At 71.6% G+C, this 359-nt stretch carries 1 pseudogene; it reads left to right on the forward strand.

The annotated features are described in order from the left end of the window. Positions 1-359 (forward strand): annotated as a pseudogene (locus tag IIE03_RS02290) (polyketide synthase); the annotation flags it as partial.

Here is a 359-nt window from a genome sequence, read left to right on the forward strand (position 1 = left end):
GCGGTGAATCAGGACGGTGCGTCGAACGGGTTGACGGCGCCGAACGGTCCGTCGCAGGAGCGGGTGATCCGCCAGGCGCTCGCGAACGCGGGCCTGGGTGCGGGCGACGTTGACGTGGTGGAGGCGCACGGTACGGGGACGCGGCTCGGGGATCCGATCGAGGCACAGGCGTTGCTGGCGACGTACGGGCAGGGGCGCGACGGCGGGGAGCCGCTCTGGCTCGGCTCGCTGAAGTCGAACATCGGTCATTCGCAGGCGGCTGCCGGCGTGGGTGGGGTGATCAAGGTGCTGGAGGCGATGCGTCACGGCGTCCTGCCGCGCACGTTGCACGTGGACGCGCCGTCGCCGCATGTCGACTG

Origin of the sequence: Myceligenerans pegani, from assembly GCF_014892515.1 — a bacterium.
GTDB classification, from domain to species: Bacteria; Actinomycetota; Actinomycetes; order Actinomycetales; family Cellulomonadaceae; genus Myceligenerans; species Myceligenerans pegani.